At 41.7% G+C, this 15,792-nt stretch carries 14 protein-coding genes and 2 pseudogenes; 13 read left to right on the top strand and 3 right to left on the bottom strand.

The features are described from left to right. The first annotated feature begins 134 nt into the window (after positions 1 to 134). The 6 genes and pseudogenes from PMEL_RS09720 to PMEL_RS09695 all read left to right on the top strand — a co-directional run bounded on the left by PMEL_RS09720 (position 135) and on the right by PMEL_RS09695 (position 6,839). A complete protein-coding gene (locus tag PMEL_RS09720; protein WP_004338318.1) occupies positions 135 to 1,253 on the top strand; it encodes a tyrosine-type recombinase/integrase in 1,119 nt (372 codons plus the stop codon). A 247-nt stretch (positions 1,254 to 1,500) separates the two neighbouring features. Further along, complete coding sequence (tnpC, locus tag PMEL_RS09715) at positions 1,501 to 2,358, top strand: transposon Tn4555 protein TnpC (RefSeq protein WP_004339687.1); 858 nt, start codon at positions 1,501 to 1,503, stop codon at positions 2,356 to 2,358. 199 nt (positions 2,359 to 2,557) lie between these two features. Continuing rightward, the gene (locus PMEL_RS09710; RefSeq protein ID WP_004338328.1) at positions 2,558 to 2,932 is read left to right on the top strand and encodes an excisionase family DNA-binding protein; all 375 of its coding nucleotides are present in this window, start codon (positions 2,558 to 2,560) and stop codon (positions 2,930 to 2,932) included. A gap of 5 nt (positions 2,933 to 2,937) precedes the next feature. Then, positions 2,938 to 4,035: an AAA family ATPase gene (locus tag PMEL_RS09705; RefSeq protein WP_004348225.1), complete on the top strand. Its 1,098-nt coding sequence runs from the start codon at positions 2,938 to 2,940 to the stop codon at positions 4,033 to 4,035. A gap of 3 nt (positions 4,036 to 4,038) precedes the next feature. Further along, positions 4,039 to 5,154, top strand: a complete 1,116-nt coding sequence (locus PMEL_RS09700) for a DUF6371 domain-containing protein (protein WP_004292742.1) — start codon at positions 4,039 to 4,041, stop codon at positions 5,152 to 5,154. A gap of 282 nt (positions 5,155 to 5,436) precedes the next feature. After that, positions 5,437 to 6,839: pseudogene (locus PMEL_RS09695) on the top strand (mobilization protein). A 92-nt stretch (positions 6,840 to 6,931) separates the two neighbouring features. Here the strand turns inward: PMEL_RS09695 and PMEL_RS09690 are convergent. Further along, the gene (locus tag PMEL_RS09690) at positions 6,932 to 7,897 is read right to left on the bottom strand and encodes a CfxA family broad-spectrum class A beta-lactamase (protein ID WP_004339683.1); all 966 of its coding nucleotides are present in this window, start codon (positions 7,895 to 7,897) and stop codon (positions 6,932 to 6,934) included. Between the two features lie 254 nt (positions 7,898 to 8,151). Here PMEL_RS09690 and PMEL_RS09685 point away from each other — a divergent pair, with 254 nt between their 5' ends. Beyond that, positions 8,152 to 8,373, top strand: a complete 222-nt coding sequence (locus PMEL_RS09685; RefSeq protein ID WP_004356044.1) for a hypothetical protein — start codon at positions 8,152 to 8,154, stop codon at positions 8,371 to 8,373. A gap of 297 nt (positions 8,374 to 8,670) precedes the next feature. On the opposite strand, the gene PMEL_RS12410 is transcribed toward PMEL_RS09685, so the two are convergent. Beyond that, positions 8,671 to 8,928 carry a hypothetical protein gene (locus PMEL_RS12410; protein ID WP_231999415.1) on the bottom strand — a complete coding sequence of 86 codons (258 nt, stop codon included), beginning with the start codon at positions 8,926 to 8,928 and terminating at the stop codon, positions 8,671 to 8,673. Here PMEL_RS12410 and PMEL_RS09680 point away from each other — a divergent pair. Next, positions 8,810 to 9,439, top strand: coding sequence for a leucine-rich repeat domain-containing protein (locus tag PMEL_RS09680; RefSeq protein WP_231999470.1), 630 nt, complete (start codon positions 8,810 to 8,812; stop codon positions 9,437 to 9,439). The genes PMEL_RS12410 and PMEL_RS09680 overlap by 119 nt on opposite strands. A gap of 337 nt (positions 9,440 to 9,776) precedes the next feature. Here the strand turns inward: PMEL_RS09680 and PMEL_RS09675 are convergent. After that, a pseudogene (locus tag PMEL_RS09675) lies at positions 9,777 to 9,992 on the bottom strand (IS1380 family transposase); the annotation flags it as partial. Positions 9,993 to 10,148: 156 nt separating this feature from the next. On the opposite strand from PMEL_RS09675, the gene PMEL_RS09670 reads away from it, so the two are divergent. The 5 genes from PMEL_RS09670 to PMEL_RS09655 all read left to right on the top strand — a co-directional run bounded on the left by PMEL_RS09670 (position 10,149) and on the right by PMEL_RS09655 (position 15,772). Then, positions 10,149 to 11,102 carry a hypothetical protein gene (locus PMEL_RS09670; RefSeq protein ID WP_145985365.1) on the top strand — a complete coding sequence of 318 codons (954 nt, stop codon included), beginning with the start codon at positions 10,149 to 10,151 and terminating at the stop codon, positions 11,100 to 11,102. Positions 11,103 to 11,206: 104 nt separating this feature from the next. Then, positions 11,207 to 11,329, top strand: coding sequence for a hypothetical protein (locus PMEL_RS12495; RefSeq protein WP_257899590.1), 123 nt, complete (start codon positions 11,207 to 11,209; stop codon positions 11,327 to 11,329). 790 nt (positions 11,330 to 12,119) lie between these two features. Then, positions 12,120 to 13,082 carry a hypothetical protein gene (locus PMEL_RS09665; protein ID WP_120175106.1) on the top strand — a complete coding sequence of 321 codons (963 nt, stop codon included), beginning with the start codon at positions 12,120 to 12,122 and terminating at the stop codon, positions 13,080 to 13,082. Between the two features lie 272 nt (positions 13,083 to 13,354). Further along, entirely contained in the window at positions 13,355 to 14,446 is a 1,092-nt protein-coding gene (locus PMEL_RS09660) for an aldose epimerase family protein (protein ID WP_120175105.1), read from the top strand. Between the two features lie 42 nt (positions 14,447 to 14,488). Then, positions 14,489 to 15,772, top strand: a complete 1,284-nt coding sequence (locus PMEL_RS09655; RefSeq protein ID WP_120175104.1) for an MFS transporter — start codon at positions 14,489 to 14,491, stop codon at positions 15,770 to 15,772. Positions 15,773 to 15,792: the final 20 nt, after the last annotated feature.

The raw sequence follows: 15,792 nt of genomic DNA, 5'->3' as shown, positions 1-15,792 counted from the left end.
AAATCGGGATTATCGAAAATTATTTCAAAATGATGTATCGTGGAGGTATTCACGGATATTTCACGTTGTTCCTTTGCCATCGGAAACATGGATACAACTCCAAAATGTATACAACCAATTAAAACATAATTATTATGAGTAAATGCAAAACAGTTACCTTGCGTAAGCGCAAGATTAAGAACGGGACACAGTATTCACTATGCCTTGACTACTATCCCGGCTACCGTGACAATGTCACCATGAGAGTGATTACACGTGAAGCCTTAGGAATTTACATCTTCGCCAAACCTGCAAACCAGCAGGAACGGGACTTCAACGCACGCATGATGAAGAAAGCGGTCATCCTGCGCAACCAGCGCTACGAAGCCATTTTCAATGAAAACAACGGCTTTTTTGACAAGACCAAGATGAAGGGCGATTTCCTTGCCTATTTCAAAGGACTGGCTGACCGCAAGAATATCAAGTGGCAGCACGTATACAAGCATTTCCAGCGGTTCGTGAACGGCAAATGCACCTTTGAGGAGGTGGATGTGGATTTGTGCCGCAAGTTCATGGAATACCTGCTTGATGCACCCCAATCCATCCACACCAACCAAAAGCTGCACATCAACTCCGCAGCAGGCTATTGGTCAACTTTCCGTGCCGTGCTGCACACCGCTTACCGTGACAGGAAGATAAAGGAGAACCCAAACGGCTTCTTAGACCGCATCGAGTGCATTCCCACCATCAGGGAGCATTTGAGCCAAGAGGAACTGATACGGCTTGCCGAAACACCCTGTGAGGAGGAGGTCTTGAAAAAAGCTTTTCTTTTCGCCTGTCTTACGGGACTGAGAAAGAGCGACATCAGACAGCTCACGTGGCAGCAGATACAACCATACACCAACGGCAGGATGTTCGTTACCACCCGTATGCAGAAAACCAAAGAAATAGTGCATAACCCCATCAGTGATGAAGCCTATGGACTGCTGGGAGAACGGGGCGAGGGACTTATCTTTGAGGATTTCAAGGACAAGATGCTGCAAGGACCACTCCAACGGTGGCTCACGGCAGCAGGGATAACCAAGAAAATCACCTTTCACTGTACCCGCCACAGCTTCGGAAGCCTGCACGTGGAAATGGGAACGGACATGGCTGTCATCCAAGCCTATCTCGGACATAAGAACATTACCACCACACAAATCTATTCCAAGATAGCAGCGCAGCAGATGTGTCAGGTGGTGGACAAGATAACCTTGAAGCGCAAGGAGGCATAAATGTCTCACATTGACAGGTATTCAGAGGGGCGGTTATGGCTACAAGGCTATAATCGCCCCTCTATGTTTTTGGCTTGATGCCACCATTTATAAGCCCCTCAGAGTATGAAACAGAGTATGATATGATGACATTTCGTGAAATACATTGAAAAAGACCGTTCTAACCGCAAATAACGGGCAGTAATTGGGAAAAATAGCATTAACTTTGCACAAAATAATACAGGAACATTCAATCTCTCAACGAAATATGGAATCATCAATCAAGGACAAATACATCATCTTGGGCTTTGTCGGCTTCGCCATCGTCCTAATATCTTCCATTGCCACGCTGGTAATAGCGGACAGCTTCAACCAAGACAACTTTGTCAGGTGGATAGTATTCGTATGCTGTAACCTGTTGGGATGGTTGCTCTATCTCTCCTTTCAGACACTTATCTTTGATACATACGAAATCTACAAAATCAAGTTCGGCAAGAAAGAAACGATTGCCGAAGCCATAGAGGTGCAGGAAGAACTGTCACAAAATACACTTGAAGAAGCCACATCTGTGCCTGGACCTACATCAGTCCCTGAGCCTGTACCCGAATCATCCCCGACAAAAGAAGAGACACTTATCCAAACACAACCGATAGAGCTTACTATCGCCCCGGATCTTCACGAAAAGAACCGTGCCAATTACGCAAGCAGAGAGCAACGGGAAAAGGAAGAGCGCATCCGCATGGTCATGGAGTATTGCCATTATTACCTGCCTCGCATTGCCGACCAAGAAACCGTGAACCACATCTGTACTGAGGTGGACAAATGGATGAATCTTAACACTTATACCCCGAAGCCCATACAAAGACCGTTTACCAAAGACATCAACAACATTCCACTCCGTCACTTCGTATGGAATATCTCTGAGCGTTTCCTGTACAAGAGATACTACAATGGGGATAACCGTGCCAAGTTCATCAAAGCCCTTTTCCCGAAATCGTTTGCTGATACAGACTTATCAACCATCAAGAATTTCAAGGTAGAGCCGTTAAAGACGGAAATTCCCATTGATGAACCCGAAAACGGCAAACTTGATTTCCACTATCCCGAGGATTATGTGCGGAATTAGGATAATCACGACACCAACGACAACCATCCGGTAACTCATAACCGCCTGTTTTACATCGTTTCCCGAGTAATTTTACCCGTCATTTATGGCTGGGCTTAATTATTCGGGAATTATTTTGCAATGACGTGTCGTGGAGATATTCACGGATATATCATTTCAGTCCTTTGCGCCAAGTCTTACAAAAGAGACGAGTACGCGAATGGAAAAATCAATTCTTACCTTCAACGACCTCCCCGAGGTTGTCGCTCAGCTTCGAGACGAAGTGATGAGCCTGAAAAGCCTGCTCGCCGAGCAGCGCAGTGTGAACAATGCCAAAACGGTGGACACCCACGTGCCCATGTCTGTGGACGAGGCAGCAGAGTATTTAGGTATCCCTAAGGGTACGCTCTACATGAAACTGTCAGAAGGGACAATCCCTGCCACCAAGCCCGGCAAACGCTATTGCCTTTACCGTGACGAACTGGACAAGTGGCTGGAAACCGCCCGAAAGAATCCCATACCGTTGTCAGACGAGGAACTGAACAAGTCCTTATCCTCTTCCCACCGTCGCAAGCCCAACCCACGTAACTGGTGAATGATATGGAAGAGGATAAGAACTATATCAACCTGATACGTGGCGACCTCACAAAAGCATCCCAAGCGCATAACGGTATGCCCGACAGTGTAGGCATGATGAATATCAAGACGGCAAACCAAACCATTCTTGAAGCATCGTTATTGCCTACGCCCCGTGCGCTGTGGGACAGCTTTTGGTACGAGGGGGAACTCTCCTGCTTGTTTGCCGATTCCAACGTGGGCAAGTCCATCCTTGCCGTGCAGATAGCCGACCGCATCGCCCGAACCGACAATGTGCTGTATCTGGACTTTGAACTGTCCGAAAAGCAGTTCCAGCTCCGCTATACCAACGAGCATGGAGAGCTCTACACCTTTCCCGACAAACTCTATCGGGTGTCTATTGACTGCAACCAGCTTTTGGATGCCAACTTTGAGGAAGCTATCATAGGCGGCATTGAACAGATGGCTGTGCAGACCGACTGCAAGATTTTCATCATTGACAATCTTACCTACCTGTGTTGCGCCATGGAGAAAGGCGATGCCGCAGGACGGCTGATGATTCAGCTGAACAATCTCAAAAAGAGATATGCGCTCTCTATCCTTGTCCTAGCACATACGCCCAAACGCTCTTTGGATTGTCCCATCACATCCAACGACCTTGCCGGAAGCAAACGGCTCTACAATTTCTTTGACAGCGTGTTCACCATTGGAAAAAGTGCCCAAGACGGAGGGCTTCGCTATGTGAAGCAGCTTAAAGTGCGCTATGGCACGTTCTCTCATGATGCGGATAATGTAATCGTTTACGAGATTGACAAGGTGGATGCTTTCTTGCAGTTCGTGTTCAGGGGCTATTCCACGGAAAAGGAACACTTGAAAAAATTGGGCGACAATGAATCAAGCCAAAGGGATTGCCAAATTCTGCAACTCTCCCAATCGGGCAAGTCCGTCAGGGAGATAGCCTCACAGGTGAATTGTGGCAAGTCCACCGTAAACCGTATCATCCAGCGCAGCAAAGAGAGTAAAAACGCAGGTGTCCCAAGTGTCCCACTGTCCCAACCCTTAGAGTGTGGGACAATGGGACAGGATGGGACAGCCGACAATCAACCATCAAAAACGGACTAAGCTATGGGCAATTATTCATTACAGAAGTATAAAGGAACGGCAACACGGCATACCTGCCCCAAATGCGGAGACAGGCATTCTTTCGTCTATTACGTGGACGAAAATAATGTGCCGTTGCATCCATCGGTCGGCAGATGTAACCACGAAAGCGGTTGTGGGTATCACTACACTCCGAAAGAGTATTTTCAAGAGCATCCTGAACACAGAACTACCAATGATTTCTCTTTTGACAGGCAAAGAGCAGAGCAGAAGAAAGTGAAGCAGCAAAGTAAGCCGACAGCCATCGGCTATATTCCCCCTCACTATGTGGAGAAGTCGCAAAGCGAGCGTAGCAATTTCTTCCGTTTCCTCTTCACACTCCTTACTTCCTACTATGGCGACAAGGCGAAAGAGGTGTTGAAGCGGTTGTTGGAGGAATACCGTTTGGGGGCTACCCGTGACGGCTCTGTTATCTTTTGGCAGATAGACAGGACGGGCAAGGTACGCACGGGAAAGGTGATGCAGTACAATCCCGAAGACGGACACCGTATCAAGGGAGGACAGACATCGGCAGTGAACTGGATACACAGCATATTGAAAAAGCAGCGTGTGTTGGCAGAGGATTGGCAACTATCCCAATGCCTTTTCGGGGAACACTTGTTGAAAACGCATCCCGACAAGGTGGTGGTCTTGGTGGAATCCGAGAAGAGTGCCGTTATCGGTTCTGCTATCTTCCCCGATTATGTATGGCTGGCTACGGGTGGTAAGAGTCAGATGAGAGAAGAGAAACTCCGTGTACTGTCAGGGCGAACCGTGCTTCTCTTTCCCGATGCCGATGCTTATGCCGAGTGGAAACAGCGAGCCGAGAGCATGTACTTTTGTAAGGTGGTGGTTTCGGACATCATCGAAAGGAATGCCACCCCGAAACAAAAAGAAGCCCATATCGACATAGCCGATTGGATTATCTTTCAGATACGGGAGGGCAAGGTGATGAGTACAGCCAACCACTTGGTCGAGGCTGAGAGAATCCTCCAGCGGATGATAGAGAAGAATCCCGTCCTGCAAAAACTGATAGACGATTTAGACCTTGTGCTGGTCGGTGCATCTCCAATCGGCAACGATGATGAAAAACCTCCCTGACGGAGGAGAGCGGAAGCCGTAGGCTGGAGTTTGCAGACAATGGCTTGCCATTGATATAGCCCACTATAACTACACGCTCCGCTTACGTAGTTGTGGGCTCTCCCGAGGGGATTAGGGTTTTACCCTAATGACCCACTCAGGGCGTTTCTCCCCTGAGAACCCAGAGCAAAGAGTGACCCTCTCTTTGCAATCTCCGCTTATGGGTTGCACCCCTAAGAACCCCATGCGTTTACGGACAGCGGAAAAGCAAACAATAAAGTACAAACCAAAAAACAAGTATCTATGGCAACAAAATCAAGCATACATATCAAGCCCTGCAACATCGCATCGAGCGAGGCTCACAACAGGAGGACTGCCGAATACATGCGCCACATCGGAGAGTCCAGAATCTATGTCGTTCCTGAACTATCCACCGATAACGAACAGTGGATAAATCCCGACTTCGGCAGTCCGGATTTGCGGATGCATTATGACAATATCAGACAGATGGTAAAGGAAAAGACCGGACGTGCCATGCAGGAAAAGGAGCGTGAACGCAAAGGCAAGAACGGTAAAATAGTCAAGATTGCGGGATGCTCCCCCATACGTGAAGGAGTGCTGCTTGTCAGGTCGGACACCACACTGGCAGACGTGCGTAAATTCGGTGAGGAGTGTCAAAGACGCTGGGGAATCACACCGCTGCAAATCTTCCTGCACAAGGATGAAGGGCATTGGCTGAACGGTCAGCCGGAAGCGGAAGACAGGGAAAGCTTCAAAGTCGGGGACAGATGGTTCAAGCCGAACTATCATGCCCATATCGTTTTCGACTGGATGAACCACGAAACAGGAAAGAGCCGAAAGCTCAATGACGATGACATGATGCAGATGCAGACCCTTGCATCCGACATCCTGCTGATGGAACGCGGGCAGTCAAAGGCTGTCACTGGTAAGGAGCATCTGGAACGGAACGACTTTATCATTGAGAAGCAGAAAGCTGAACTGCAACGCATGGATGCAGCCAAACGGCACAAAGAAGAACAGATAAATCTTGCCGAGCAGGAACTGAAACAGGTGAAATCAGAAATACGCACTGACAAGTTAAAGAAGACAGCCACCACGGCAGCGACAGCCATAACTAGTGGAGTTGCTTCTCTTTTCGGGAGTGGAAAACTGAAAGAACTGGAACGTGCCAACGAAAAACTGCAAGACGAGGTTTCAAAACGGAACACCAATATTGAAAAATTGCAGAGCCAAGTACAGCAGATGCAGAAACAGCATGATACGCAAATCCACAATCTCAGAGAAATGCACAGGCAGGAACTTGACATGAAAGAAAAAGAACTGTCACGGCTCGCCAGAATCATAGACAAGGCTTTCAGGTGGTTTCGATGTTCAGGGAAATGCTGCGCATGGAAAAGTTTTGTGCCATGCTGGGATTCTCTAAAGAAATGACTGAAAGTCTTATAGTCAAAAAAGAAGCCCTGAAATGTAGCGGTAAAATCTATTCCGAGCAACACAGGCGGAACTTTGATATAAAGGATGATATTTTAAGGGTGGAAAATGACCCTGACGATGAAAGCAGGCTGAACCTGACAATAAACAGGAAGCCGATTGCCGACTGGTTCAGGGAGCAATGGCACAGGCTTAGATATGGAGCAAGAGTGCCGCAACAGGAAGAAAGAAAAAGTAGAGGATTCAAATTATAATAGAAGCAATTTGATTAGTAATCTAAAAGCACTCCGATAACGATTAGAGTGCTTTTAGATTGTTTATCATTAATTATCAAAGCAAGTGCAGTTTAAGATTTTACTGAAGTTTGCATTAATAAAGAATATACTACAGCTGATATATGCGCAACATATTGTGACGCTTGTGATTCATTTCCCTTGAAATCCTTAACAAATACCGCTAAGGTATAACTGATATTATTAGGCAGACATATATAGGCAACATCATTGTGAGCTGCAAGAACACCATTTTCATTAACATAACCTGAACCTGTCTTATGCGCTATAACAACCCCTTCTTTATCAAGAAGTGGAGCTGCTATCCTATCTACACCTGTTTTGCATTCTTTTAACGTATTCTTAATGAAACTTTGTTTCTCATCATCGATAAGACCTTCAGTAAACAAACGATTCATCAACATTGCAGCACCAAGAGGAGATGTATAGTTAGAGTAAGCCTTGTTATGGTCAGCCGACATTTCCTCTTCCGTATAAGCTATCTGAAAACTTGAACGAGGAATGAGTGTGGCTATAAAACTATCTGTTTGAGCGACATTAACCATATCCTTAAACATAAGGTTGCTTGCATTGTTGTCACTCTGAGTAAGAGTATAACGCAGCAAATCTCTCACTGTCAATGATATGACTGGCCCTGAATAATCTTTCAGCATAGGACTCCAAGTCTTTGGGTCAAGTTTATCCCTATTTATATTTACTAAGGTATCAAGTGAAATTCCTTTATTGTCAAAGTCATTACAAAGAGCTAATGCCTGATGAACCTTAAACACACTCATCATAGGATAAACACTCTTATTATTGACCTTAACCGTATCTCTGTTATTAACAATAACCGCCACACCAATTTCGCCAGGACAAGCTGAGACAATTTGAGAAATGCTATCAGTCAAAACATTTGTTAAAGGAGGATTTGCGCTATCTTTTGTCGCTGATTTATGGAACAATGAAAATACCAAGATGAAAATGCAAACTAAAGCTATACTCAAAACTACGATTTGTTTTTTTCTGTTTTTTTCCATGTTTATATTATTTATATTTGTTTGACGAGAATATCTTTATTTGCCGACAAAGGTACATAACTTTACGGAAAAATATGTTTCTAAAATATATAAATAGACAGCTGTGGGGAAAATGTGGGGAAAAATTAGATAATTAAAAAGGCTAAATGACTGGAAATAATCACTTAGCCTTTTAATCCGTACCCAGACCCGTACTTCGTAATTGCTGCGCCCATCATTCAAGACTGTCAAATCGGGTCTTTCCTGTCAAGCCAATGATGCCTATGCGTATGCCAAACACATGGATTACGGATTTCTCGTTCCGTGAACAAACACTTTATCCGCAACTCTGCTATGTGGTGTATTGGCTTAACTCCATTTCTATGGGCAACACTTTTGTTGCAGATTTCAAGCAGCTTTTATCGAAATACCCATCAGTAAGAACTCGTTTATTAGGCTTTCCTCATAATTGGGAACAAGAGCCTTTGTGGAGATAAAATAATTGCCCTGTTTCTTAAAAAGCACTGGGGCAAACCAGCTCCGTCTTTAATTGTTTCCAATAAATGGATTGTTTCAAGCCCCTATAGAAAGAGAACAAAAATTCCTGTGTGAAAATTAATCTACGACAAGGAGCAAGCAAGGAGCAATATCAAACAAAAATCAATACCTTTGCAGTACATATGAGATAGACCAAAACAAAAGTGGAATATCGGAAACGAATAGCAAGGAAAAGAGAAGAAACGACCCAAGTTGATGTCCTTTTTGAGTTAATAATCAATAAAAGCGTTAAATCTTCACCTTTTAGAATGTGCAATTAAAAATAACAACCATATTTCTGACTTATTATCTATAAAATATTGAGTAATAATCGGTTGTAAATACGCTGGATGTAGTTCTCTAACTTCTGTAACCATTCCCAATAGTGTTACAACAATTGGCGACAATGCTTTCAACGGTTGTCGCTCTCTAACTTCTGTAACCATTCCAAATAGTGTTACGACAATTGGAAAGGCTGCTTTCAGTATTTGTAGCTCTCTAACCTCTGTAACCATTCCAAATAGTGTTACTACAATTGGCTACAATGCTTTCATGGGTTGCAGTTCTCTAACTTCTGTAACCATTCCTAATAGTGTTACGACAATAGGTGGCGAAGCTTTTAGCGGATGCACCAACCTACAAAAAGTACATATCGGAGATAGTGTTAAGGCTATAGGAGAATACGCATTTGATTACTGTACCAGTATAACACAGATTTCAAGTGAGGCAGTCGTACCTCCAACCTGTGAATCAGGTGTTTTTACCAACATTAATAAATCTAAATGTAAACTTATTGTTCCTAAGAATAGTCTTGACGCATATAAACAAGCATACCAATGGAAAGATTTCTTATTAATAGAGGATAATACTACTGGCATTACAAACACTGTTTATAATAAAGCAGGACTTGCTGATGTCTATACAATAGATGGAACAAAACGGCTAAGTAAAGCAAGCACCGACGAAATTAATGCTTTACCTAAGGGTGTTTATATTGTCAATGGTAAAAAGATAATCATTAAATAACAGACACATCGGTTTTCCTAAGCCACACCATATATTTTTACTTGTTGTATGTTCGTCTGACAAAGAAAGATGAATAAGAACAGAAACTTACAAGAAAAACATTGAGGGCTTATATAGAAAACCTTATTACCATACAGCAGCAAATGAGCAATCATTTGCTGCTTTTTCATTTATTCTCTTACACATATCAACGCAAAGAGTTATATTTGCAAAACGAAAAGGAGAATAATATATGATTAAATTTGAACTTGAAGCACCCACTTCTGCCTACAATATCCCCTTACCCCACAATGTGACTTGAGGCAATACATAATATCATTCCCATAAGTTGTAGTCATTATCCAAAATCAGTCTGGAAAACATCTGCGTAAGCATTATTACAGGTATAGATATTCAGCACATACCGCCTTGATGTCCTGATCCACTTGGCTGGTACAGAAATAAACCTGAAGACAAACGCTTTTATGCGACTTGTTGCATTGAGTCCGAACTTCTTTACGTCGAGTCTTTGAATAATGGCCTTGTAAAAGTCACAGATAAGTGCTGTAAGAAGATGGCATAGTATAGATTTGATAAAGATAGCAAATTTATTATCAATACACTTGACATGAATGTTATTTTTATTTATCTTTGCAGTAGATAATCGATTATCTCTTAATTTAATCAACTAAAAATCAAAGAAAATGAAACAAATGAACAAACAAACGAAATGATTCTATACTGTGTCATTTTAGTGATAGCTTCAATAGGATGTACAAACATCGAATCAAACCAAGGAGGTGAAGTGGTAAAGGACGAAACCAGAAACTTTTTTAAGGCACTGACTCTCAATGTCCCTGCCATTGCATCAACTCAACTCATTCCAACAGGAAAGACCAGAGCGAGCAATGCCAAAGACTCCATCAATACGAGTAATTATGTAACATTACATGCTGATTTCCCTGAAGATGCAACAGAGATACAGAAAAAGTTACTTAAATACGTACGAACGGTACAGGATGTATCAGATTTTCATAGAATAACTGCTGCAGATTTTTCCATAGTACCAAACATGCAAAGTGGAGAAAATGATATTATTGTTTCAACTGTGGAAATCAAAAATGTTTTAAATCCTATGTTGGGCGTAAGTAGGGGATACTTGCTGGAGCAAGATATAACAGAAGAAGAACTTAATCAAATAATAGCAGAGACAGGAGCAAGCGACGAGGATGTTATTCTTGTAGCAATGATTTTAGGTAATCAAGACATTCAACGTGCAGAGTTACAAGTTTCAAAGAATGAAAGACAAACATTTAATTTCTTAGCGACACCATGTTATGCCAAAGACAATTTTGCTAAACAAAGTAATCTAAAGGTTATTTTTGACTGTGCTTTAGAAGCCATAGGAGCAGACATATTTACAAATGTAGTTGCATTTGCAAACGCCAAATGGTCAAAAGTTGTTATTAAAAAAAATTTTAAGATTGTTGCTAAGAGAGCTTTAGGTCCAGTCGGTGTAGGAATAGCTGTAGCAGAATTTGGATGGTGTATTTACAGGCACGGTAATACAGACTGTTCTATTTATGCTTCTCCCGAAATGGTAAAACAGTTGGAGAATAATACGATTGAAGAAAAATTGCGTGAATTAGAAAAGCAGCAAGAAGTAAAGAAAAGAAAACAGTAAAAGAACTAAGAAATAATATGATAATATTTGCATTTGCACTTTGTGCCGTTTTAGTTTATATAACTGTCAAGAGCGTGTGGGGGTTATTTAAGAACTGGAAAGAAATGGATTTCAAATCTTGTCTTATCAACATCACCCTCTCTATTATATCAGTTGGCGGTTTTACTTATATTCTTTGGAAGCAAAAAGCCATACAAGATGTGATAGAATTCATAAAGAATATCTAAAAAAACAAAGAGCACAGCAGGTTTTCTAATCCTACTGTGCTCTTTTTACATTTAACTATTCTATGCTTATCTGAGTAAAATGAGTTGTAGGAATACTACTTATAAAAATAAATTCAAATCAAAAAAAGATGGTAGGAATGATTGCTATTCCCATTAAAATGAGATATAAGTAAGCCCCCAAAAGCCTAACATATACGGATAAATCTTATCGGACATCATCTGTTAAGGACTTTGGACTTTCAGAAAGTAAATTAGCAATCAAAACTAAAGGGTAACCGCACTCATACTTACTTTGTAAAGAAAAATCATAAACTGATTTTTAATTGGTGCTTAATTGCATTCGAATTAAGGCTTAATTGACTTGCAAAAGATGCCCTTTTGAGGTCTAAGTAACGCCCTTTTGAAATGCAATTAAGCATCTTTTCTTTTACAATCAGACAACCGCTTGATTATCTGATAGTTACAAACCTAAGTGAAAACGCTGTTTTTCGACTGAAAACAAGCTTATAGGATCAAAAAATGTCATAATATTTCACACAAAAGTACTCTAAACAGATGCTTATACAAGCGTATTAAGTTTAGGTATTCAGTAAAGTGAACCACAAAAGAACAAGCTAAAATACATATAAAAAAAACTTGATACAAAAGAACTTATCAATAAATATTAACACATGAGAAAATAAAAAACTAACAATTGAGAGTTTCCTCCTTTTTTATATATATCTTTGCACAGAAGAAAAGAAACTGAGAACAAAATTTATCATTAATAAAACTTTCAAACATTAATCTTATGAAACGAATCATATATCTATTCTTATTAGGAATTGTACTATTGACAGCTTGTCAAAACAGCCCTTCCAAGCAAACAGATAAAGATGGTCAGAACATCGATAGTACAAAGCAGGAAATAAATATCGATAGTATCCAACAAAAGGCTAAGGTTGATAGCGTTAAGCAAATCCTTGCAAAAACGACTGATCCCTTGAAGCGAATCAAGCTTCATCAGCAAATAATTGACATCCAATTTAAGGGCGCATCACCAGAGGAGCGTTGTCGAATCTTTGATGAGTTTAGTACGGAAGTGCAAAAAGAGCTGAATAAGATCAATGACCGTGAGAGTCATTTCCTTGGGCACTATTTCGAGTATAAAATAGACAGCATGGGTAATGAAATAGTGCCACACGATTCCATTAAAAAGAAGGAGCTGTTCTATAAGAACGCAGGGATAGAAATAGTAGATTTAGGAGAAGGAATCGTAGAAATGAACCTTCAAACTAAAACATACATTCAGTATGTCAAACTATTGCCTAAGTACTATCAGGACTATTGGTACCTGATAAAGGATGCAGAGAACATTGCCCCAGATGCTGTCCTCGTAATATCGTGGCGAAGGTTGGGTAACCTGCTTGCTCGACACGAAGCTTACGTAAAAACATATCCAACAAAGAAAGAATTTTTCTGTAGACTACAAGATGACTATATATTCCTTCAGTCTGCCTATTTATTTGGCGTAGACAATACTCCTGTGTATTATGAAAACATAGACAAAGAAGTTAAAGAAGAGTGGAAACGATTCATGAAGGCTTACCCAGATAGTCCGACAGTACCTTTTATCAAAGACATGCTTCGGATGAAGAGTCAAGAGGATAGGGATGCTATTATGCAAAAGCTAACAAAGTTCCAAGAGAGCTCAGACTATCCTTTGCTTAAACCCTGTCCAGGTAAAATCAGAGCCTATTCTGAGGAGTTTTAACAGAAAACAAAGGCACAAACTTGTAATTTGAGTAATCAACTCACACTTACAAAGATTGCTATAAGACTTTTGTAATTAAATTGAGTTTAACCCAAATCAGTCAATAGAGATATCGTTTCTAACAATATCTAATGACTGATTTGGGTTAAAACCTTGTTATGTTAATTGTTTTTAACACACCATACCCTATTATTTTCAAAGTTAAGTTTGCAGTTATCGTTTATTTTTATTTACTTTGCAGGTCTTGAAATAGTAACTAAAAACAGAACATCATGGTAAATGCCGAAGAGACACACTACGTGTGTGGTCTGAAGAAAGAGGACTTCCAGACTACGATAGATGGTAAGAAAACCGATCTCTATGTACTTAGAAATGCCAAAGGCAATGAGGTTGCAGTCACTAATTACGGTGGTGCGATTGTTGCTATTATGGTTCCTGATAAAGAAGGAAACTTGGCAAATATCATACAAGGACATGACAATATACAAGAGGTCATCAATTCACCAGAACCTTATCTTTCAACCCTTATTGGCCGTTATGGTAATCGTATTGCCAAAGGTCGTTTCCAGTTGAACGGAAAGGAATATAAACTTGCTATTAATAATGGTCCTAACTCTCTGCATGGAGGTAAGGAGGGCTTTAATGCAAAGGTTTGGGATGCCGTACAGGTTAACGACCACGCCGTTGTGTTAAAGTACACTTCTTCGTACGGTGAGGAAGGCTATACAGGCGAAGTTGAAGTTTGGGTAGCCTATTCATTCTCTGATAACGACGAACTCATTATCAAGTATTCTGCAAAGACTAACAAGAAGACAATCATCAACCTTACCAGTCATGGTTTCTTCTCTTTGGCAGGTATTGCTAATCCAACACCAACAATTGACGATTTAGAGTGCCAGATTAATGCTGACTTCTACCTCCCTATTGATGAAACATCAATTCCAACAGGTGAGATTTTGAAGGTAGCTGGTACTCCATTCGACTTCCGTGAACCAAAGCCAGTAGGTCAGGATATCGATGCTGACCACGAGCAGATTAAGAATGGCGCAGGTTACGACCACTGTTTCGTACTGAATAAGAAGGAAGAAGGCGAGCTATCATTCGCTGCACGCATCAAAGAACCAAAGAGTGGCAGAACTATGGAGGTTTATACAACAGAGCCAGGTGTTCAGGTATATACCCACAACTGGGCTGACGGATATAAGGGTCAGCATGGTGCAACCTTCCCACGACGCAGTGCTATCTGCTTCGAAGCACAGCACTTCCCAGACAGTCCAAACCATCCTTATTTCCCTTCAGTCATCTTAGAGCCATGCAAGGAGTACACACAGAGAACTATCTATAAGTTTGGTGTAGAGAAATAAGCATCCAAAAACGAAATAATAAATAAAAATTGAAATATCAAAATGGAAAATCAAACTAACAAAAAAGGAACCTTGGTGGCAATTATCACCATGATGTTCCTATTTGCTATGATCTCTTTCGTTACCAACATGGCAGCACCATTTGGTACAATTTGGAAACAGCACTATGACTGGGCTGGTATGATGGGTAACATGATGAACTTCTTGGCTTACCTCTTCATGGGTATTCCAGCAGGTATGATGATTACAAAGTATGGTTACAAGAAGACTGCTCTTGTTGCTTTGGCACTTGGTTTCATCGGTATTGCCATCCAATATGGTTCCAGTAGAATGGATGGAAACGAAATCAGCACATACGTAGTTTACCTTGTTGGTGCCTTCGTTTGTGGTTTCTGTGTTTGTATCTTGAACACTGTAGTAAACCCAATGTTGAACCTTCTTGGTGGTGGTGGTAACCGTGGTAACCAGCTTATCCAGACTGGTGCATCATTGAACTCACTCGCAGCAACACTGACTCCGATGGTTGCAGGTTCTATGATTGGTGAGATTACTAAGAGTACATCACTTGAGGTTGTATCTCCATTGTTGCTTATCGCATTGGTTATCTTTGCAGCATCATTCTTTATCGTTTGGTTTACACAGTTGACTGAGCCAGAGACAGAGAAGGCTGATGTTGTTGGTGGTATCAAGGGCGCATTAGGCTATCGCCAGTTGTTGCTCGGTATCATTGCAATCTTCTTCTACGTAGGTATTGAGGTGGGTATTCCAGGTCAGCTCCTGTTCTACCTCAGTCAGCCAGTTGCAGAAGGTGGTGTACTCGGTAGTGCTGCCATCGCAGGTCTTATCGCTGGTATCTACTGGTTGTTGATGCTCGTTGGTCGTTTCGTAAGTGCCTTCATCAGCGGTAAGGTATCTTCACGTACACAGCTTACAGTGACAACAGCCTTGGCTCTCGTACTTCTTATTGTGGCTATCTTCATGCCAGAAGCAAATACAATGAGCCTTACAATTCCTAATATTGCAGAGAGCACATGGATTGAGGCTGAGGTTCCAACAAAGGTATTACTCATCATCCTTTGCGGTATCTGTACATCAGTAATGTGGGGTGTTATCTTCAACCTCGCTACAGAGGGTCTTGGTAAGTACACAGCTACAGCTTCTGGTCTCTTCATGACCATGGTTGTTGGTGGTGGTGTTATGCCATTGATTCAGAACATTATGGCTACAAAGGTAGGCGACATCCAGAGCTACTGGCTCATCGTTGGTATGTTGGCTTACATGCTCTTCTACGCTTTGATTGGCTCACATCCTTCAAAGAAGGCTTAAACAGACATCTTTATAATGGC

Origin of the sequence: Prevotella melaninogenica, assembly GCF_003609775.1 — a bacterium.
In the GTDB taxonomy this organism is placed as follows: domain Bacteria; phylum Bacteroidota; class Bacteroidia; order Bacteroidales; family Bacteroidaceae; genus Prevotella; species Prevotella melaninogenica_A.
The sequence above is the reverse complement of the archived record's forward strand: the minus strand, read 5'-3'. Positions and strand labels throughout refer to the sequence as shown.